Below are 19,446 nucleotides of genomic sequence, written 5' to 3'. Positions count from 1 at the left end.
AATAGTCCAAAGGAAGCTAGGGAGGAACTCTCATGGAGAGAAGTACACGTACGAAGAAACAAAACAAAAAACTACCAGTCATTATAGGAGCGGTCGTTCTTTTGTTGATTGTAGGCTTTTTTGGTGTTCGGTATTACCAAGCACGTCAATTAGCCAATACGGGCGAAGCAACTGTTAAGGCTTTTGTAAAAAATTTGCAAAAAGAGAAGTATTCAGAGACAAAAAATCAATTATCTGGCGATGCAGTGAAAGCAGCTGGCTATACGAAAGCAGAAGTCGCTGAGAAGTATCAGTCAATTTTTACCGGAATCAGAGCGTCAAACATCAAAATGAAAAATTTAAAAGTTGAAAAGAAAAATGGTACAAATCAATTTTCTTATGAGCTGTCGATCAATACAGGTTTTGGACAATTAAAAAATCAGAAGTATACGGGGACATTATCAGCTGATGGTAAACAAATCAATTGGAAACCAAATTTGATCTTTCCAGGAATGTCAGGAAAAGATAAAGTTAACTATCAAGTCGATGCAGCAACTCGAGGTGAAATTGTTGACCGTAATGGTGAAGGATTAGCTACGAACGGAACAGTCTACCAATTAGGTGTGATTCCTAAAAATTTAGGCAGTGGTACAGATCGTACGACCAAAATTGCGGCTATTGCCAAAAGTTTAGCTTTAACAGATACAGACGTTGAGACGGCATTATCCCAAAGCTGGGTTCAAGATGATTTTTTTGTCCCATTAAAAACAACATCTGAAGCGCTAACGGAAACGCCAGATGGCTTAGAAGTTCAAACAACTACTGGACGGACATATCCATTGAAAGAAGCCGCAGCTCAATTGATTGGTTATGTAGGCAAAGTAACCGCTGATGATATTAAAAAGAATGAAGACCTTTCAACAGATAGTGTAATCGGCCGTAGCGGATTAGAACGAGCATTAGATAAACAATTGCGAGGAACAGACGGCGGTTCGTTAGCGATTACCGATAGCAAAGGAAACGAAAAGAAAGTTTTACAAAAAATCGATAAAAAAGATGGCGAAACAGTTAAATTGACGATTGATAGTCGTGCGCAGCAGATCGCTTATAATAGTTTAGGCGGAAAAGCTGGTTCCAGCGTTGTCATGGCGCCTAAGACAGGTGACTTGTTAGTTGCTGCCAGCTCACCAAGTTTTGATCCTAACAAAATGACGAACGGCATTAGTCAGACTGATTATGATACGTATAGTAACGACGCAAACCAGCCCTTCATGAGTCGGTTTGCTACAGGATACGCTCCGGGATCAACATTTAAACCCGTAACTGCTGCAATCGGAATCGATGCTGGGACATTGAATCCAGATGAAGAACTAACGATCAGTGGATTAAAGTGGCAAAAGGATAGTTCATGGGGCTCTTATCAAGTGACTCGTGTTTCTGATGTTAGTCCAGTGAATTTGAAAACAGCGTTAGTTTATTCTGATAATATTTATATGGCACAAGAAACTTTGAAGATGGGTGAAAAAACTTTCCGGGCTGGATTAAATAAATTTATCTTTGGTGAAGACTTAGATTTACCGATATCTATGGATGCAGCGCAAATATCAAGTAAAGACAGTTTTAGTTCCGAGATATCTTTAGCCGATACGGGCTATGGACAAGGTCAATTATTGTTGAATCCGATTCAACAGATCACCACGTATTCTGTTTTTCCTAATAATGGAACTTTGGTTTATCCTAAGTTGATTGCAGATAAAGAAACAAAAACGAAAAAAGATGTCATTAAAGCTAGCTCAGCTGCTACCATTACAACAGACATGCAAGCAGTTGTAAGCGATGAAAATGGAACGGCCCATAGTTTAGCAGCGCTAAATATCCCGTTAGCAGCAAAAACTGGGACGGCGGAAATCAAACAAAAACAAGATGAAAAAGGACAAGAAAACAGCTTCTTATATGCTTTTGATTCAGAAAATCAAAATTATTCAGTTGTTGAATTTTTAGAAAATAAGGCAGAAGGAACGTCTGCTACGGAGCTTTCCAAAGACTTATTGACGTATTTACACCAGACTTATCAATAAAATACTTGTCTGAAAAGCCAATGCTTGGTAAGATAACCAAGAAGGACGGTGTCTTATGAACAAACGGCAACGAAAAAAACAAGCATACAAACAATATATCCGTGCAATTTTTGAAGGATATGAAAAAATGTTAGAAGATGCTTCAATCAAAGAATTGCACTTTAGCTATCTAAAAGAAACGACTTATTTAGAACGTGATGCTCAAGATAAGATTCATTTCACTACAAAAGAAAAATAATGAAGAAGACTTCTCAGCTTACTTTAGTTGAGAAGTTTTTTTTATGAATAATGTTCAAAAAGAGTGCATGCATAGTTATCGTAAGTTTTCCTCCATCTAAAGGCTGAAAAATTCATTAAGAGATTCTTAGCATCGTAAAAATTTTTATAAAAAAGAAGCTTCAAAGATATATATAGCATGAAGTAAGCTAAAATAAGAGTATGAAAAACAGGAGGGAATAGTAATGAAACTTCATAAATATATTTTATTGGCAGGATTAGGCTTATCGTTAGGATCCGGTGTGATTGGGCAAACAATCGCTCATGCAGATTCTTCTTCTGATGACGGCGCGATCAATGAACGTTGGGGAAAACCGACTTTTGTTGCAGGAGCTGGTTTGAACCAAACACAATTGTCGGAGACGATGAATAAATTAGGTGTGACAGAAGACAGTGTCAAAACGGAACAGGCGACTGGTGTGGATTTAGTGAAATACTTGGGTTACGGAAGTGGCGATGATAGCGTCATGTTAAGTTCGGTTGTGGTTAATCGTGAGGATCAAGGTAAAGGAATCAACGTAAAAATCTTAACACCAGAAAATATTACTCAAATTACAGCCGATCAATATAAAAATCCGTTAGTAACGGCGGGAATCACTGATGCGACAGTCAAAGTTGCTAGTGTTGTCAAAGTTACTGGTGAGAGTGCTTTAACCGGGGTCTATAAAGCATTTGAAGCAAATGGTGAAACAGTCGACCCTGAACGTGCTCAACTTGCGCAAACAGAATTAGACACGACTTCTGATGTTTCTGAATCTGTAGTGAATAAAGCAAATGAGCAAAGCGACAATCAAAATTTATCTGATAGTGAGAAAGAAAAAGCTGATGAGGCCTATAAAGCTCAGTTAAACCAAACATTGGTCGATATCAAAAAAGAGTTAGCTGATCTAAAAGAAAAGCAAGGCGAATTAGCAACTAAAGCTGATGTCGAAAAAATCGTCAATGATGCATTGGCTAAAAATAACCTTTCGGACTATGTTACTACTGACGATGTGAACAAATTGGTTTCATTAGCTGAAAAATATCAAACAACTGACGGTGTATTAGACAAAGAGTCGATTGCTCAGCTTGATAAAATCAGTGAAGATTTTAAAGGAACGGTCAATAAACTTTCTGATCAATTAGGTAGCTTTGGTAATTCTCTAAAAGGAACATTGGAAGATAATCAAGGATTTTTCACAAATTTATGGCAACAAATCAAAGGCTTCTTCAGCGGATTAACAAACTAATTAAAAAGATTGTGTCATTTTTTCGAAGGACACAATCTTTTTTTATTATCTTTAGCAGTTTATGCTTATCAATCAGGCGTTGCTAGGTTAAAATAGAAGAGTGAATTTAATTCAAATGCAATCAACAGTGTATGATTTAGCGGAAATAATAATTATGGTAATATTTATTATAGAATTCAATCAAAAATAAAGGAGGGTCTTAGATGGAGACTCCAGAGAAACAGGAAGAGCTTCAAAACGATACATCGTTTAATTCTGTAAAAGAATCTGCTTCGGGTGTATTAGGCGGTTTGATGGGGCAACTCAAACGATTAGAAGAAGCAATGAATGAGGAACGAATGGGCGATGTCTATCGGATTTATTGGAATGAATTGCCAATGTCCATTCAACAGTCAAGTAATGAAAATCATGAGATCGATAATTTCTTGACGAGCAAGTTAGATCAAGAGCTTCAACGATCATTCCCATTTATGGTCATGCGTGAAGTAGTTTCACCTGTCTTGATGGATTATCAAATCGGTAGTTACTATCGCGATCGGACTGTCCTGCAAGTGGACGCTACACAACCAGCAATCAAAATTTTACCCTTAGTCCGTGAACAATGGGAGAAGGCTGATGCAGGCAAGTACAAGAAAGAAATGGCTGAGCTGCAAAATCAGCAAGATGACTTCGATGCCAAATCGATCGCTGCTCAATCTGAGTTGCGTGATTTAAACGATAAAATTTCGCAACAAGAAAAACGCAAAGCAGAATTAGAAGAAACGAAAACTTTTATGAATCGTAAAAAAATTGAAGACGAAGTAGATGAGATTGATCAAGCTATCAAAGACTTGAAACAGCAACGTAGTCAATGGACACCTTTCGTTGGTAATCAGTTATCTGGTGAATCACAAAAAATTGAAATAGCCAATAAAATTGCTGCCTTAGCTTTAGAACAAGCGATTGCTTTGAAAGAGTTGCGTTTGATCAAGCAGCGTTTTGGTGGTTTATCAGAAATGGATGCCGCACTTGATCAATTTATTGAGGATTTTCTAAACAAGGGGGCAAAATAGATGGCAGATGAAAAAAATAAATTCAATCAAATCTATAACACATTAGTCAATCCTGATGAAGATCCAGCTTTGAATATTCGCGAAAAAGAAACTCTCCATCCGGAAGATAATGCCTCGGAAGAAAAGAGTGATACTGTGAAACCCTCAACTCAAGAAAAAGCAGTAAGTGGAACATCGTTGAATTATTATGACAATCGTCAACAAAGTTATCAAGACTTATTAGAATTGATCGATGATGCAGAAAAAGAACTCGCAGATCTTAAATTTCGTAAATTATTGATGGAATCTGATTTCTCAGCATTGTTAGAATATTTCAATCAAATTTTTGTGACTAAAGAAGAACAAGCATCAGCAATCGCGAAGGGTGCTTTATTAGAATATTTCACTTTTGAATTGATCAAACCATTAGAAGGTCATGGCTTGCAACTGTCAACGAATGATTTCTCAACTTGGGAAAGCAAGTATTTCAATCTTTCTTACCGTTTGATGGATAAAAATGAAATTGGGTTTAGTTTCATGATGCCGACTTCTGATGGAAAATTCCGCAATGAAAAAATCAAATTGATGGAAGTTTATCCTGAATCAATGACAGTAAAAGTTTTTGATGAGGCGATTTTGACTTTATTAAAAGATTGTTATACCAATCATATTTATACAAGCGGACAGAATTCAATGTTCAGTCGTGAGATGAATGATGTGATCAGCCATATGAAAGATTTAGGCTTTGAATTCGACGATAATTTATTGGATAATAGCAAACCACTGGATAGAACGGTGACGATCCCGCATAAAATACCAGTGGATGTACTAGATCAAATCTTTATCACAACCATGAATAATGAAAAATATGATTTCAAAAAAATCGGGACTGAAAATTATTTGGTTGCGCTGGATAGTAAACAAACGGTGACGATCAATCAAGATGATGCCAGTCAGACTTGCAGCTTAACAATGAACACGGATAGAAAAAATAAATCACTGATTGAATTTTTCGGCAGCTATCCATTTTTAGTACCACTTACGATTACGGATTAAAATAAAGAGCAAAGAAACTTCTGATAAGTTTCTTTGCTCTTTATTTTCTAGTAAGTATTTGAGGAAAATTTAAATTTTATGGCTTTTTTTTTAGGAAATTACGTTCACTCGTGAAAGTCCGTAAATCCTATGATATACTTTGAAAGTTGATATGAAAGAGTATCAGATTACCACGTTTGAAAGAGGGTAGAGATTGTGTGTGGAATTGTAGGATTTATTGATCGTTCAAATACAACGCAAAAAGAAAAAATCGTTAAAGATATGATGGATACAATTGTTCACCGCGGACCAAGTAGTGCGGGACAATTTATTGATGAAGGAGCAGCAATTGGTTTCCGACGGTTGAGTATCATTGACCTTGAAGGCGGAACACAACCAATTAAAAATGAAGATGAAACTAAAATCTTAACTTTTAATGGAGAAATCTATAATTATCAAAGCATCCGTGAGGATTTAGTTGCTAAAGGCCATATTTTCACGACACATTCAGATACAGAAGTCTTGCTCCATGGGTATGAAGAATACGGAGTAGAGTTATTACAAAAAATTCGCGGAATGTTTGCTTTCGTGATTTGGGACACTGAAAAACAAGAATTATTTGGTGCCCGCGATCATTTCGGGATCAAACCTTTATACTACGCTATGATGAATGGAACCTTTATGTATGGTTCAGAGATCAAGAGTTTCTTGCAACATCCAAACTTTGTTAAAGAGCTGAATAAAGAAGCATTGAAACCATACATGACCTTCCAATATTCTGCTTTAGATGAAACATTCTTCAAAAATGTTTATCGAATCAAAGAAGGCCACTACTTCATTTATAAAGATGGTCAATTAGACATCCAACAATATTGGGATGTTAAAGAACAAGAAGTAGATATGACTTTAGATGAAACAGTTGATTTGATCGATAAAACAGTTGTTGAATCGATTGACGCTCACCGAAATGCGGATGTTGAAGTTGGGTCTTTCTTATCATCAGGGGTAGATTCAAGTTACGTGACCGCTGTCTTACGTCCAGAACATACTTATTCAATCGGATTTGGTGATAAGACTTACAATGAGTCGATTGAAGCTAAAAAACTAGCTGATTTAATCGACTTAAATAATACGTCTCGTGTCGTTACAGGGGATGAAGCATTTGAATACTTCCCATTGATCCAATATCATTTGGATGAACCGGATTCAAATCCTTCATGTGTGCCATTATACTTCTTGGCTGAACTTGCTAGCCGTGACGTTCGGGTAGCTTTAAGTGGTGAAGGTGCAGATGAATTATTTGCCGGTTATTCCGAGTATGGTATGCACACAAAATCAAAAGCAGTAAAAGTTGTTGCTGAAGGTTTGAAAAAATTACCTAAAGGTATGCGTTATTCAATTGCTAAAGGATTGAAAGGAAAGACGTTTAAAGGAGCCTTGCATTTATATACTTCAGTAGCGCCAGCAGAAGAATTCTTTATCGGTCAAGCTAAAGTATTTGAAGAAGATGAAGCAATCGACTATTTGCAACCAGCTTTCAAACAAAGCCCATCGATCAAAGATATCGTCACAAAACATTATGATAAAGTGCAAGACATGTCAGAAATTAAAAAAATGCAATACCTAGATATGCACCAATGGATGCCTAAAGATATCTTGTTGAAAGCTGATAAATTATCAATGGCTAGCTCATTGGAAGTTCGGGTACCATTACTAGACAAAGAGTTGATGAAAGTTTCTGAAGTTGTCCCAACGAAATATTTGATCAATGCTGAAAATACTAAATATGCCTTTCGTCAAGCGGCGGCTCGTCACTTGCCAGAAGAATGGTACAACCGTGAAAAACTAGGTTTCCCAGTTCCAATCAAAGACTGGTTGCGTGAAGAAAAATATTACCAAATCGTCCGCGACGTCTTTACACAAGATTTTGTATCAGAATTTTTTGACCAAGCTAAAATCGTTAAATTATTAGATGATAACTATGCGGGTACCGCTGATGGTCGTCGTAAAATTTGGACGATCTATACTTTCTTGACTTGGTATCAAGTATACTTCATCAACGATGGCAGTAAACCAGTACCAACAGCCATTGCATAAAAAAATATTCGTAAGCTGTGGAGAAAAAACTCCACAGCTTTTTATTTAATGATAATAATATATGAAAAGAGCTTCGCCGATTCGGCGAAGCTCTTTTATTCTGAGTATTCTTTGAATGTTTTCGTCTTGTATAGGCTGACCGTAGATTGTTGATTGTTCTGGCTATAGAGACTAGTTGACTTAGAACCCTCTTGTTTTTCAATGGATTCTAAACGTTCAAGTTGATTGTGATAATCGAAGGTTGATGGATCAATAGGTTCCAATCCGCTATCTTGATAAAAACGTAATAAATCGCCATTATTGATTTTATCAGAAGTGATTAATTGCTCATCAACATCTTGATTCAATTGAGTAAATAATTTTTCTTGTTCTGGAGTTGGATCATCAATCACAGCTCCCGTTTGATTAGCATACATTTTTCCACCGTAAAAGGTATATTCTGGTGTTACAAAATCGCCATCTCGAAAGGCAACGACTTGTTTATGTTCATCGGAAAATAAATCTTGTCCTAACTGCAGATATTTTTTAGAATCGACGCCTAACAAATGCAACAGAGTAGGAAGAGCGTCGACTTGTCCGCCATAAGTATGATTGATTCCGCCGCTTGTGGCACCCGGGATATGGATCATGAAGGGTACTCGTTGTAATTGGGCGTTGTCATAATCTGTCCAGGTAGAAGAATCTTTCCCTAGCAATGGAGCCAATTCTTTATTTCGGGTATTTGAGATACCATAATGGTCGCCATACAAAACAAAAATAGAATTATCATACAGTCCGCTAGCTTTCATGTAATCGAAAAATTCTTTTAACGCAGTATCCAAATAGTTCGCTGTAGCAAAGTAGCCATTGATCGTTTCGTCTTTTGTAGTTGCTAATGGGAAGCCATCTTCATCGTTTTTAAAGCGTGAATAAGGATAATGATTAGAAACAGTGATCATTTTAGCATAAAACGGTTGTTGTAAATGTTCTAGATATTGTACCGATTGATTTAAAAACGGTTTGTCGTGCATCCCATATTGGAATGAATTCTCATCATTGACATCATAATAAGAAGAATCAAAAAAGTAATCAAATCCTAAATGCTTATATGTTTTGTCACGATTCCAGAAAGAAGCGGAATGCCCATGAAAGACGGCGGAGGTATAACCAGCTTTTTGCTGCAAGATATTTGGTGCAGCTTCAAACGTATTTTTATCACCCATTTGAGTAAATAAGGCTCCTTGATTTAAACCGAACAATGAATTTTCCATTAATGTCTCGGCATCAGATGTTTTGCCGGCTTTAACTTGATGGAAAAAATTATCGAAACTATAGGTACTTTCGCCGTGATACAAGCTGTTCAGAAAAGGTGTAACAGTATGGTTCACGCCGTTTTCATCTGTTAATTGGTAATCGATCAAGAATTGCTGGAAGCTTTCTAAATGAATATAAACAACATTTTTCCCCTTTGCGATACCGAACATCGAATCGTTTGGTTCTGCGTAGTGGTCTTTGACGTAACTTTCAACTTCTTTTAAGTCAGTCGGACTTGCTTCCGCTCGAATTTGGTTGTTTTGATACGTTTGATAACTATCATAAATCGTAAATGCATTCACGCCTAAATATTTAACTAAAAACTCCCGTGAAAATTGACGACTTAGAAGTCCCGAACGATCGACTTCTGCCAAAAATAAATTACCGCTGCCAATTAGTAAAGATAAAGCCGCCAAGGCAGTTGCTTGACGAAAACGTGGATGCTTTGGATCGACGGGAATAATTTTCTTAAATAAAAGAACTGGCAAAACAAATAGATCGATAATATAAAAAATATCATACCAGCGAAATAAACGGACAGCACTTTCTCCTAAACCAGTAGAGACTTGACCGGCACCTAACAACGTATTGATCGTGATAAAATCAGTGAATTCACGATAATAAACAGCATTAGAAAATAGCCAGATCGTCAAGATAGCATAGAGAATAAAAAGCGTTGTATAAGCAACTTTAGGTCGACGAATGAATAATCCGATCGATAACAAAAGCATCGAAACGCTAATCGGATTGATCAGCAAAATAAAAAATTGCATTGGACCTTGGAGACTTAAATGAAAGTCAACTATATAGGCAAACATATTTTTTATCCATAAGAGGATCAATAGCAGGCTAAAAAAACCTATTCTCGTTTTAATAAAATCAGTAATCCTTTGAAAATGAGACATGTATATTCTCCTAATAAATTTTTTTAGTATTTCTTAAATAGTTTATCGGTTTTCAGAGGGAAGGTCAAACTTAAACAGGTGAAAGTAATTGATATATCAAACATTATGACGAGATATTTAGTTGTTTATAAATGAATTTTTACCCAAGAAAGGAACAAAAAGACAAGATTAAAAGTATTTCAAATAAAGAACTAAAAATATCGTAAATAAAATATTATAATATTAAAAAAATAAATCGAACAAAACGATAAAAATAAGCCCTCAACATTTGATTATAGACTGTCACACTAATTAAAATAGATTATACTAAGTAAGAAATGAGGCGAATGAAATGGATTTTACTATGGATATGTTTCGATTAGATGGAAAAGTTGCTTTGATTACGGGAGCCATCTATGGAATTGGTTTTGAAATTGCAGAAGCACTTGCGAAAGCGGGAGCAACAATTGTGTTTAATAGCTCAAGACAGTCATCGGTAGATCAAGGGATTGTTAGCTACCAAAAAGCTGGAATAAAAGCTAAAGGTTACGTTTGTGATGTTACAGATGAAATGGCGGTCAAAAAAATGATCGATCAAATCGAATCAGAAGTCGGTACGATCGATATATTGGTTAATAATGCTGGAATCATCAAACGAATTCCGATGTTAGATATGTCTGTAGAGGATTTTAGAAAAGTTGTGGATGTGGATTTGACAGGGCCGTTCATTGTCTCCAAAGCGGTTTTACCAAGTATGATTGAAAAAGGTCAAGGTAAAATTATTAATATTTGTTCGATGATGAGTGAATTAGGGAGAGAAACTGTTTCGGGTTATGCTGCAGCAAAAGGTGGCTTGAAAATGTTGACAAAAAATATTTGTTCAGAATTTGGTTCAGCTAACATTCAATGTAACGGTATTGGTCCTGGATATATTGCGACACCTCAAACGGCACCACTAAGAGAGCGGCAACAAGATGGATCTAGACACCCATTTGATCAATTTATTGTTTCAAAAACGCCAGCTGGTCGTTGGGGTGAGACAAGTGATTTAGCGGGACCAACTGTATTTCTAGCCTCTGCAGCATCAGATTTTGTAAATGGACACATTCTTTATGTGGATGGAGGGATTTTAGCTTCCATTGGAAAAAAACCAGAATAACAAGTAGCCTCTTAAAAAAACTCTACTAACAAGTAGAATTTTTTGTTATTTAAGTAATTTTTGAAAAGGAATTAAAAGTCATGTTCAGTATATTTTTTAGACGATATAGTGATTCGAAGATAAAAAGTTATTTAAATACAAAAAATATTATCAAAAGATAATGAATATAATCTGTAATGTGTGTATAATGTATTTGTAAGTTAAAATAATCACAAGGGAGTTTTTTATATGACCAAGACAGTTATTATAGGTACTAATCATGCAGGCATCGCAGCAGCAAATACATTATTAGATAATTATTCAGATCAAGAAGTTGTAATGATTGATAAAAATACTAATCTTAGTTATTTAGGTTGTGGTACTGCTCTTTGGGTAGGAAGACAAATTGATTCTTATGAAAACTTATTCTATACAAATAAAGAAGCCTTTGAAGAAAAAGGAGCAAAAATCTATATGGGGACAACTGTCGAATCCATTGATTTTACTAAAAAAATTGTCCACTGTGAGAACGCAGAAGGCATATTCGATGAAAATTATGATAAATTGATTCTAGCAACTGGTTCTAAACCAATCTCGCCGAATATTCCAGGAAAAGATTTAAAAAACGTTGAATTTTTAAAATTATTCCAAGATGGGCAAGCGGTTGATAAAGCCATTGGACAATCAGATGTTAAAAATGTAGCGGTTATTGGCGCTGGGTATATCGGTGTTGAAATAGCTGAAGCCGCAAAACGTCGTGGAAAAAATGTTTTGCTATTTGATGCGGCGGAACGTTGTTTACCAAATTACTATGATACATGGTTTACTCAAGATATGGATCGAGTTCTAGGTGAAAATGGTATCGAACTGCATTACAATGAATTGGCGAAAGAATATCTTGGTCAAGAAAAAGTTGAAGCAATCGTCACCGATAAAGGAGAATACCCAGTTGATTTAGTCATCAATGCGATTGGTTTCGTTCCAAATAACAATTTAGGAAAAGCGCACTTAGATTTATTCAATAATGGCGCCTATCTAGTTGATCTCCATCAACAAACGAGTGATCCAGATGTTTACGCAGTGGGTGACTGTTCAACTATTTATTCTAATGCATTGGAAGAAACAACCTATATCGCCTTAGCAACTAACGCGGTCCGTTCAGGAATCGTAGCAGGACATAATATCGGTGGTACACCATTAGAATCAATTGGGGTACAAGGGTCAAATGGAATTTCAATTTTTGGTTATCATATGGTTTCGACTGGATTAACGGTTCAAGCCGCAGAGAAAGCTGGCTTCAATGTTAAATATACCGAATTCGAAGACTTGCAAAAACCAGGATTTATGAAAGAAAATAATAAAGTAAAAATTCGGATCGTTTACGAAGAAAGCTCAAGACGCATTTTAGGTGCTCAAATGGCATCTTATGAGGATATTTCAATGGGAATTCATATGTTCTCATTGGCAATCGAGGAAAAAGTAACAATCGATAAATTGAAACTATTAGATATCTTCTTCTTACCGCACTTCAATCAACCATATAATTATATTACAATGGCTGCACTAAGTGCCGACTAAGATAAAAAGCCCAGAAAGAATTCTTTCTGGGCTTTTATAATACACTTTTTTTGACTAAATTAGCTAAATGGGTCAGAGTTGAAACAGAATATGTATAAGGAGCAAAAATGATGACAGTAGAAACATTAGAAATTTATCAACATGATGAGAATAAATTTGAAATGCATACAAAAAAGGGAGAGTGGATCTTAACTAAGGAGAAGGGATACTCCCCAGTTCAAATGTTGGTGAGTTCAGTAGCGGCTTGTGGTGGTTATGTTTATATTTCAATCTTAGAAAATTCTAAAATTGAAGCAACGATTTCCAAAATTGAAGTCACTTATCGTCGTAATGAACAAAAAAAGGCAGAACCTGTCAGTGAGATCCAACTTAAATTTATTGCTAACAACGTACCTGAAGCGGATCAAAACAGAGCGATTCATTGTTTGAAACTGATTCCAGCTAATTGCCCAGTCATTCAATCATTAGATCCAACAATTCAAGTGACTGAAACAGTTGAATTTATTTAATTTTTGATAGACGCCCTAATTTAATTTTAGAAGAATCAAGCAGTTTTCAGACTGAATACCTACGTTACGTAAGTGCAGGCTAGAGTTTAGTAAAAAATTCCACGGAAAGTAGAAGATAATTCAGACGATAAGTTAAAATCACTGCAATCATTAGCAGATGTCATGGCTACTAGACTTCATGCCAGTAAAAACAGCATAATAAGATCCTATAAAAATCATTGCAATAAATATTTTATAGGATCTTTATAGATAATGATTAAAAATTAGTAAAAAACTCAGAATTAATTCTGAGTTAAGGCATGGTAGATAAATTTATTAATAAGTAATTATCGTAAATTTTTATAAAACCTTTATCAGGATATTGGGGGATATTCTTAACTTCAGACGACATTTTTTTGTATTCTTCTGGGTTTTCTATAAATCCAATTCTAAAATTTTGACTGGTTAAAAAATCAGAAATACGTTGAGAATTCCCTAGGGTAAAGTTAGTATCATAATTAAAAAGTGAGCACCCAATAATTTCTCCTCGAGTGTATTTAATGTCTGAACGATTTAATCCTCCATAAACCGCAATTTTATAGCCGTCCTTAGGAGTTACGTTCAATTTATTAAATTCCTTCTTTAATACATTGGCGGACTGCACATCTTCTTTATAAATGATAGCAGTTGTTGTAGCTAATTTGTAAGTAAACACTCCTTGTATTATAGCTAAAATAATTGTTAAACAAAATAAACCTCTTTTTAAAGATGTTAGCTCAATTTCTTCAAAACAAGCAAGAGAGAGAAAAAATAAAGCAAAAGGTATTGTAGGATAATAGCTTCTTATAGGTCCAGTAATGCCTAATGTAATTATTAGAAAAAAAACTGAAATAGCCACAATGCTTAATATGATGAGATTACATACTTTTGTTTCTAAATTTTTATTTCTATTAAAAATAATCAATAAAAATAAGAGCGCCATATATGAGGTAGTAATGATAAATAGAAAAGGTGTATTTATAGAAAAAAATGTATGCTTAATAACCCTCAATGTATTTATAAAAAATTGATTTAACGGAACTTTAAAAAATTGAAAATCGTAACTAATATATCCAACATCAATAACATCAAATACTTGATGAACGATTTTATTGCATAAAAAATATAAAATGATAGATACTAAAAACAATAAAATATACGTTACATATTTTTTAAAAAGACTAATAATTTTTTCATTCTTATTAGATGTTTCAAAATATACCGATATCACTGCTAATATAGGAAAAGCAGGAACTAAAGATTGATAAACAGAAAAAGAAAAGCTTAATAGAAGAACGGAGAGAACGAAAAAAAATACTCTACTTTTTTTTGAATTATAAATCCCTTTCCTTAATAAAAAAACTGATGCAATTTGTAAAATAACCGCAATTTGTACCTCAACGCTTTGCAAAATAAAATTAGTCTGTTCTAGTGTAATAGGTGTAGTGATTGCTATTAATGAGCTTCCCAAAAACATATAGCGAAAATTATTTTTTTCTTGGTTAAAAACCAGATAACATAGCAAATAGATGATTATTACTAAAAGTATATAGGTTAACCAATTAATGAACAACGGATAAATTTTGATTCCATAAGGAAGAATTTTTTTCAAAAAAACTAGTCCAAATCTATTTAAAGATAACCACCAACTCAGAGTTTCGTAAGGTTTTGAAATCATCCTTTCTGTATCTATGGAATAACTACTATAAAATAGTTTAGGTGAATAAATCACCACAACAGTTAAAAACATCAAAAAAAATAGATAAAAATTTTTTTTGATGTTTTTAAAGTATTTTTTCTTTTCCAAGGGTATTTTTTTTATTTTCTGCATTGAAAATTCTCCTTAATTTATTTTTTTTAATTAACTAAGTAATGATAACATAGATTATCAATATAAAAAATTATTTCAAAGTTTACATAATATACATTAACAAAAGTAGATTAATGGAATCCAATACTAATGAATAGCTATATTTAGCTTGGCTCGCTTTACAGTTCTTCTTAACTATTTTTGCCTATTTAGCACTACATTGATTACTTTAATAGCTTTTTTTGCATTAAATCGTTTTTTTTATCTAACTTTTTTACTTGGGCTTAATTGTTTTTAGCTAATAAATTTTGAATAAAATTCACTCAATCTTTGAATTAGCCTTAATTGAATAAACTTGGTATTCACAGGCTCGATTATTTTGTAGCCGTAAATATGAAAAATCATAAGTCATACCAATATTTTTTATAACTTTTTGAGATGCAAAATTTTCTACATTACTTTGAGCAATTACTTGAGTTAATTGAAATTTGTTAAATGCTAGTTCAATAAGTTGTTTGCTGATCAATGTTGCGTAACCATGTTTTTGGAATTCTTCTTTCACTATGTAAGCGATTTCTGTGTATTCTTGCTTATTAATCGTTGTTTTCAATAGTCCCGCAATGCCGATAAGCTGGTTTGAATCTATTTTTTCAACTATATAGTAACTATAACCATTGCTGATATATTCTGCTTGAATTCGTTGAAACCATTGAGCGACTTCAATGTCGGTATAGGTTTTGCCCCAGCCTAAAAGCATTAATTGTTTATTTTGTAGAATCGTTTTTAAAAATGTACGATCTGTAGACTTCAGTTTTCGTAATGTGAATAAATGAGTAATGTGAATACCTCCTAAAGACAATTTTATTTTTTAAGAAGTATTTTAAATGCGATATTAATATTCTTTTTGTTCGTTAAATAGAAAACAGCTGATTACTTGAAAAAAAATCCAAGTATATCCGCTATTTTTTGTTTCTATTCTTTATTTTTTTTGCCAATTCTTGAAATTGTATTCTTACACTTTTTTCGGGTTCTTTATTTTCACTTTTACGCCGTTCTTCTACTAGAGATATACCTCTATGTTCTGCTCGAAATATATTGCGTTTGATTTCTTCCACTCTTGCTAATTTAACTAAAGATTGTTGATCATTTTTAAAGAGCTCATGAGTCTTTTTATTATGGATCCGCTCGGTTACTTTTTCATTGAAGTAACTAGATATACCTACATTAATGATCACTGCAATCAAAAGGAAATTGTTCGCAACACTAGAGCCTTGTAAATACCCATGGTTGAATAGCCAAATGATATAACAAACTAAGGCGAACACACTAAATACTTGATACACTTTTAGTATTTTTTCACGCTCTGTACGATCAGAGAAAGCTGGTTTTGTTTCATCGAAGAGTTCTAAATAAATATCCCGTGCTTCTTTAAATTCGGGGAATGTTTTATCTGTTGTTTTATGCGCTTCTTCTTTAAGAAAATACCGCTCTTTTATATAATATTTTTCAATATTTCGTTTTTTGATCATTTGAAACCCCTCTACGATTCTAAGATCATGGACAAGTTGAAAATGCATGTGACATACTCCTTAATCACGAAAACCTTATTTGACATTCCTATTTTATCATTAAGCGAAACGAAAGACTAAGAAATAATTTAATATTTTTCATGATTACTGAATCAAGGTAAAAACACGACTCAACTAATAATTGAGTCGTGTTTGATTAAACTGTTTTCAGTGCTTCAGAAACCGTTTGGTCCCCATCACTCATTAGAATAACTTTTCCAATCGTGTTTTCATGCTCTATTATTTCTGCTAAAACTAATGCCACATTTTCAATTGAGTTTTCATATGGTTTCTTTATATTAGTCGTTACTTTTCCATTACCAGGAGTTTCTTTTAAACTTCCCGGTTGTAAGATCGTGTAATCAAGTTTTGTATTATTCACTAACCAATTATCTGAAAAATATTTTGAAATATTATATTCAGTTAATGATTCGCCCCAGTTTTCTGGTTGCAAAGCAAACAATGAGCTTAATTGAACATAGCGTTTGATACCTTTTTTTTCTGCAGCCTGCATTAATTTTACAGCACCATATAAGTCTGTTTGCAACAGGTCCTTGCCTCGAGATCCGGCAACAAAATACACAACTTCTGAATCAGATAATTTTTCTGCTATCTCATCTACTGTTGCATGTAAATCTAAGTGAACTGGCATCACCTGCTCATTTGCTGTGATTTCATTCTCTCTTCTTGCACCAGCGTAAATGAAATGACCCTTTTTTGTCAGGTCTTTAATCAATTCTTCGCCTACTCTTCCAGTTGCTCCGGCAATAAATATTTTCATCTTAAAAACCCCTCTCTTATGATATGCTAACCCATTTTTACACTTTAAACAAATCTTTTTACTTTTAATTGGATGAGTTCAAAAACAACCAATTGGCTGTTTGATTTTTTTAAAAGCCTATTATAATAGTAACTATCATTATGTTGTAAGAGATTTATTTTTTATGATAAATAATTAGGAGTTTTGCTATGACAAAAACTATTTTGACCATTGCTGGATCGGATACTTTAGCTGGTGGTGGATTACAATCTGATTTAAAAACCTTCGAGAACCATCAATTATTTGGGGTCACTGCAATCAGCTGTATTGCAACATGTAAAAATGATCAATTTGAAATCAATGATATCTCCCCCGTTTTATTTAACGATCAGCTTCAATCGATCTCAGCTAATCTTTCACTAGACGGAATAAAAATTGGTTTAATCCATCAGTTGGAATCAGTAGCATTTGTTGAAACGTTCATTAAGTCATTTGATGGCCCAGTAGTTTTAGACCCTGTAATGGCCTTTAAAGAGACCAATAACGTTTATAGTAAGGATTATCGAGAAAAATTAATTGAACTGTTCCCTTTTACGACGATCATTACGCCAAATCTAACAGAAGCTGAACTTTTGAGTCAACAATCCATCCATAACAAAAAAGATATGGAGCTTGCGGCCCATAAAATAATTGAATTAGGAGCAAATGCTGTCGCTATCAAAGGAGGCGAACGTCTTTCTGGTGAGCTTGCGACAGATTTATTCCATGACGGTCATCAAATGACATATTTTACAAAGCCAAAATTAGTTGCAAATACAATCAACGGTGCTGGATGCAGTTTTGCCTCAGCCATTGCATCTAATTTAGTTTTGGGAGATTCACTCCTACTTTCCGTTGAAAAAAGTAAAGAATTTGTTTATCAAGCGATTCGAAATGGAATTGAATTAAAAAATGGCGAAGGCAATGTATGGTACGGTAAAAATGTATGAATGGAGGAATCATCGTGAAGACAAAAGATATGACCAAGCTAGCTATGATGGTTGCTTTGACTGTTAGCTTGTCAATTTTATTTATTATCCCTGTCCCCGCAACAAAAGGATTTGTCACATTGTGTGAGGTTGGTATATATACTTCTGCCCTGCTTTTTGGTCCTGGCGGCGGGTTATTAGTAGGTGCTATGAGTGGCGGTTTGATTGACTTGATTTCTGGTTATCCAGAATGGGCCATTTTTTCAATTCTGATCCATGGATTACAAGGCTTCATTTTAGGTTATTTGTATAATCGTATGCCAAATAAAAAGGGGCTCACTAGTGGTTTTATCGTCGCAAGTTTATTCATGATCATCGGCTACGCCTTAGCAACTGCTTTATTATTTGGTTGGCCAGCCGGACTGGCTTCCTTACCAGGAAATTGTATTCAAAACCTTTTTGGAATCGCAGTAACTGTCCCGCTATTTCAAGCATTACAAAAAGTTATTCGTCATCCCCAATATAAATAAATCATAGAAAGAAGTAATAAAAATGGAAAAAGAAGTATTACAAAAGAACTTAACGACAATTGTCGAGGATGTGCTCAAAGCGGCTGAACTGAAAAGCGGAGATGTATTTGTCTTAGGTTGTACAACCAGTGAAATCGTTGGCGGAACGATTGGCAAGAATTCTAGCCAAGAAGTCGGTCAATGGGTCATAGCCACATTGAAATCAATTCTTGATCCTAAAGGAATATATTTAGCCGTTCAAGGATGTGAGCACATCAATCGTGCAGTAGTTGTTGAACGTGATTTGGCTGCTAAAAAAGATTGGGAAATCGTCGCAGTCAAACCGGCTCTTCATGCTGGCGGATCATGTTCTGTAGCCGCTTTTGAGCAATTTACTGATCCTGTTGAAGTTGAACATATCGTTGCGCAAGCCGGAATCGATATTGGCGATACTTCGATCGGTATGCATGTAAAATACGTACAAGTTCCTGTTCGTCCATCTATCAAAGAATTAGGGGCCGCACACGTGACTGCATTACGTAGCCGTCCTAAATACATTGGTGGACCTCGTGCTACCTATTAACCTAAAATAGATTTTAATAATAGCTAAAACGACATTTAGGTATTTAGTCAAATTAACAATATATTATCGATGAAAAAGGCGACAGCAACAAAGTTAAACTCTT

The 19,446-nt window shown here is 34.5% G+C and carries 17 protein-coding genes; 12 read left to right on the top strand and 5 right to left on the bottom strand.

Annotation, left to right across the window (positions count from 1 at the left end; all coding sequences use genetic code 11):
* The first annotated feature begins 32 nt into the window (after positions 1–32).
* The 6 genes from ACQKTA_RS03160 (at position 33) to asnB (ending at position 7,725) form a co-directional block, all read left to right on the top strand.
* Positions 33–2,057 carry a penicillin-binding transpeptidase domain-containing protein gene (locus ACQKTA_RS03160; RefSeq protein ID WP_427814160.1) on the top strand — a complete coding sequence of 675 codons (2,025 nt, stop codon included), beginning with the start codon at positions 33–35 and terminating at the stop codon, positions 2,055–2,057.
* 55 nt (positions 2,058–2,112) lie between these two features.
* Positions 2,113–2,295: a hypothetical protein gene (locus tag ACQKTA_RS03155; RefSeq protein ID WP_332580665.1), complete on the top strand. Its 183-nt coding sequence runs from the start codon at positions 2,113–2,115 to the stop codon at positions 2,293–2,295.
* A gap of 223 nt (positions 2,296–2,518) precedes the next feature.
* A complete protein-coding gene (locus ACQKTA_RS03150) occupies positions 2,519–3,562 on the top strand; it encodes a DUF1002 domain-containing protein (RefSeq protein WP_427814159.1) in 1,044 nt (347 codons plus the stop codon).
* 203 nt (positions 3,563–3,765) lie between these two features.
* Positions 3,766–4,614, top strand: a complete 849-nt coding sequence (locus ACQKTA_RS03145) for a hypothetical protein (RefSeq protein ID WP_427814158.1) — start codon at positions 3,766–3,768, stop codon at positions 4,612–4,614.
* Positions 4,615–5,649 (top strand): hypothetical protein, encoded by a 1,035-nt coding sequence (locus tag ACQKTA_RS03140; RefSeq protein ID WP_427814157.1) that lies wholly within the window; start codon positions 4,615–4,617, stop codon positions 5,647–5,649.
* Between the two features lie 195 nt (positions 5,650–5,844).
* The gene (gene asnB / locus ACQKTA_RS03135) at positions 5,845–7,725 is read left to right on the top strand and encodes an asparagine synthase (glutamine-hydrolyzing) (RefSeq protein ID WP_427814156.1); all 1,881 of its coding nucleotides are present in this window, start codon (positions 5,845–5,847) and stop codon (positions 7,723–7,725) included.
* Positions 7,726–7,820: 95 nt separating this feature from the next.
* On the opposite strand, the gene ACQKTA_RS03130 is transcribed toward asnB, so the two are convergent.
* Positions 7,821–9,923 (bottom strand): LTA synthase family protein, encoded by a 2,103-nt coding sequence (locus tag ACQKTA_RS03130; RefSeq protein WP_427814155.1) that lies wholly within the window; start codon positions 9,921–9,923, stop codon positions 7,821–7,823.
* A gap of 331 nt (positions 9,924–10,254) precedes the next feature.
* On the opposite strand from ACQKTA_RS03130, the gene ACQKTA_RS03125 reads away from it, so the two are divergent.
* The 3 genes from ACQKTA_RS03125 (at position 10,255) to ACQKTA_RS03115 (ending at position 13,127) form a co-directional block, all read left to right on the top strand.
* Positions 10,255–11,061, top strand: coding sequence for a gluconate 5-dehydrogenase (locus tag ACQKTA_RS03125; protein WP_427814154.1), 807 nt, complete (start codon positions 10,255–10,257; stop codon positions 11,059–11,061).
* 228 nt (positions 11,062–11,289) lie between these two features.
* Positions 11,290–12,618 (top strand): H2O-forming NADH oxidase, encoded by a 1,329-nt coding sequence (gene nox / locus ACQKTA_RS03120; RefSeq protein WP_427814153.1) that lies wholly within the window; start codon positions 11,290–11,292, stop codon positions 12,616–12,618.
* 110 nt (positions 12,619–12,728) lie between these two features.
* Positions 12,729–13,127, top strand: coding sequence for an OsmC family protein (locus ACQKTA_RS03115; protein ID WP_427814152.1), 399 nt, complete (start codon positions 12,729–12,731; stop codon positions 13,125–13,127).
* 292 nt (positions 13,128–13,419) lie between these two features.
* On the opposite strand, the gene ACQKTA_RS03110 is transcribed toward ACQKTA_RS03115, so the two are convergent.
* The 4 genes from ACQKTA_RS03110 to ACQKTA_RS03095 all read right to left on the bottom strand — a co-directional run bounded on the left by ACQKTA_RS03110 (position 13,420) and on the right by ACQKTA_RS03095 (position 17,304).
* Positions 13,420–14,976, bottom strand: a complete 1,557-nt coding sequence (locus ACQKTA_RS03110) for a glucosyltransferase domain-containing protein (RefSeq protein ID WP_427814151.1) — start codon at positions 14,974–14,976, stop codon at positions 13,420–13,422.
* A gap of 298 nt (positions 14,977–15,274) precedes the next feature.
* Entirely contained in the window at positions 15,275–15,814 is a 540-nt protein-coding gene (locus ACQKTA_RS03105) for a GNAT family N-acetyltransferase (RefSeq protein ID WP_427814150.1), read from the bottom strand.
* 100 nt (positions 15,815–15,914) lie between these two features.
* Positions 15,915–16,532: a hypothetical protein gene (locus ACQKTA_RS03100; RefSeq protein ID WP_427814149.1), complete on the bottom strand. Its 618-nt coding sequence runs from the start codon at positions 16,530–16,532 to the stop codon at positions 15,915–15,917.
* Between the two features lie 148 nt (positions 16,533–16,680).
* A complete protein-coding gene (locus ACQKTA_RS03095) occupies positions 16,681–17,304 on the bottom strand; it encodes an NAD(P)H-binding protein (RefSeq protein WP_427814148.1) in 624 nt (207 codons plus the stop codon).
* 188 nt (positions 17,305–17,492) lie between these two features.
* Here ACQKTA_RS03095 and ACQKTA_RS03090 point away from each other — a divergent pair, with 188 nt between their 5' ends.
* The 3 genes from ACQKTA_RS03090 to ACQKTA_RS03080 are packed head-to-tail and all read left to right on the top strand — an operon-like array spanning position 17,493 to position 19,343.
* Positions 17,493–18,272 (top strand): bifunctional hydroxymethylpyrimidine kinase/phosphomethylpyrimidine kinase, encoded by a 780-nt coding sequence (locus tag ACQKTA_RS03090; RefSeq protein WP_427814147.1) that lies wholly within the window; start codon positions 17,493–17,495, stop codon positions 18,270–18,272.
* A 14-nt stretch (positions 18,273–18,286) separates the two neighbouring features.
* A complete protein-coding gene (locus tag ACQKTA_RS03085) occupies positions 18,287–18,781 on the top strand; it encodes an ECF transporter S component (protein ID WP_427814146.1) in 495 nt (164 codons plus the stop codon).
* 22 nt (positions 18,782–18,803) lie between these two features.
* Positions 18,804–19,343 (top strand): TIGR01440 family protein, encoded by a 540-nt coding sequence (locus tag ACQKTA_RS03080; protein ID WP_427814145.1) that lies wholly within the window; start codon positions 18,804–18,806, stop codon positions 19,341–19,343.
* The last annotated feature ends 103 nt before the right edge of the window (positions 19,344–19,446 follow it).

It is taken from the genome of Enterococcus sp. 22-H-5-01, assembly GCF_050310005.1.
GTDB classification, from domain to species: Bacteria; Bacillota; Bacilli; order Lactobacillales; family Enterococcaceae; genus Enterococcus_A; species Enterococcus_A hailinensis.
This window is presented reverse-complemented; position numbering and strand designations above follow the sequence as displayed.

Bases quoted from the DNA above. Each gene is read 5' to 3' on its own strand.
- ACQKTA_RS03160 (WP_427814160.1), top strand. From the start codon at position 33: ATGGAGAGAAGTACACGTACGAAGAAACAAAACAAAAAACTACCAGTC.
- ACQKTA_RS03155 (WP_332580665.1), top strand. From the start codon at position 2,113: ATGAACAAACGGCAACGAAAAAAACAAGCATACAAACAATATATCCGT.
- ACQKTA_RS03150 (WP_427814159.1), top strand. From the start codon at position 2,519: ATGAAACTTCATAAATATATTTTATTGGCAGGATTAGGCTTATCGTTA.
- ACQKTA_RS03145 (WP_427814158.1), top strand. From the start codon at position 3,766: ATGGAGACTCCAGAGAAACAGGAAGAGCTTCAAAACGATACATCGTTT.
- ACQKTA_RS03140 (WP_427814157.1), top strand. From the start codon at position 4,615: ATGGCAGATGAAAAAAATAAATTCAATCAAATCTATAACACATTAGTC.
- ACQKTA_RS03130 (WP_427814155.1), bottom strand. From the start codon at position 9,923: ATGTCTCATTTTCAAAGGATTACTGATTTTATTAAAACGAGAATAGGT.
- ACQKTA_RS03125 (WP_427814154.1), top strand. From the start codon at position 10,255: ATGGATTTTACTATGGATATGTTTCGATTAGATGGAAAAGTTGCTTTG.
- nox (WP_427814153.1), top strand. From the start codon at position 11,290: ATGACCAAGACAGTTATTATAGGTACTAATCATGCAGGCATCGCAGCA.
- ACQKTA_RS03115 (WP_427814152.1), top strand. From the start codon at position 12,729: ATGACAGTAGAAACATTAGAAATTTATCAACATGATGAGAATAAATTT.
- ACQKTA_RS03110 (WP_427814151.1), bottom strand. From the start codon at position 14,976: ATGCAGAAAATAAAAAAAATACCCTTGGAAAAGAAAAAATACTTTAAA.
- ACQKTA_RS03100 (WP_427814149.1), bottom strand. From the start codon at position 16,532: ATGCATTTTCAACTTGTCCATGATCTTAGAATCGTAGAGGGGTTTCAA.
- ACQKTA_RS03095 (WP_427814148.1), bottom strand. From the start codon at position 17,304: ATGAAAATATTTATTGCCGGAGCAACTGGAAGAGTAGGCGAAGAATTG.
- ACQKTA_RS03090 (WP_427814147.1), top strand. From the start codon at position 17,493: ATGACAAAAACTATTTTGACCATTGCTGGATCGGATACTTTAGCTGGT.
- ACQKTA_RS03080 (WP_427814145.1), top strand. From the start codon at position 18,804: ATGGAAAAAGAAGTATTACAAAAGAACTTAACGACAATTGTCGAGGAT.